1 protein-coding gene is annotated in these 773 nt (G+C 60.2%); it reads right to left on the bottom strand.

Going from position 1 to position 773, the window contains the following annotated elements; genetic code table 11:
- A partial coding sequence (locus TMPK1_RS21015; protein ID WP_420245732.1) for an elongation factor Tu occupies positions 1-773 on the bottom strand: 773 nt, incomplete at both ends.

Below are 773 nucleotides of genomic sequence, written 5' to 3'. Positions count from 1 at the left end.
TCGCGGATGGCGAAGCGCAGGCCTTCATCCATCGCGATCGGTGCGATCAGCTCGACTTCCATCGAGATGTTGTCGCCCGGCATCACCATTTCCGTGCCTTCCGGCAGCTTCACCATCCCCGTCACGTCGGTCGTGCGGAAATAGAACTGCGGACGGTAGTTGGTGAAGAACGGCGTGTGACGACCGCCTTCTTCCTTCGTCAGAATGTACGCTTCCGCCGTGAACTTGGTGTGCGGCGTGATCGAACCCGGCTTCGACAGAACCTGGCCGCGTTCCACGTCTTCGCGCTTCGTGCCGCGCAGCAGGCAACCAACGTTGTCGCCAGCTTCACCGCTATCCAGCAGCTTGCGGAACATTTCCACGCCCGTGACCGTCGTCTTCGTCGTCGCCTTGATGCCGACGATTTCGATTTCTTCACCGACCTTCACGATGCCGCGCTCAATACGACCCGTGACCACCGTGCCGCGGCCCGAGATCGAGAACACGTCTTCGATCGGCATCAGGAACGGACGATCCTTCGGACGCTCCGGCTGCGGAATGTAGCGATCCACTTCCGCCATCAATTCCAGGATGCGCTTCTCGCCGATTTCCGGATCACCGTCTTCCAACGTGACCAGCGCCGAGCCCTTCACGATCGGAATGTCGTCGCCCGGGAATTCGTACTTCGACAGCAGCTCGCGAATTTCCAGCTCAACCAGGTCGAGCAGTTCCGCGTCGTCGACCATGTCGACCTTGTTCATGAACACGACGATCGCCGGAACACCAACCTGGCG

Source organism: Roseiterribacter gracilis (assembly GCA_018332375.1).
Classification (GTDB): Bacteria; Pseudomonadota; Alphaproteobacteria; order BOG-932; family Roseiterribacteraceae; genus Roseiterribacter; species Roseiterribacter gracilis.
This window is presented reverse-complemented; position numbering and strand designations above follow the sequence as displayed.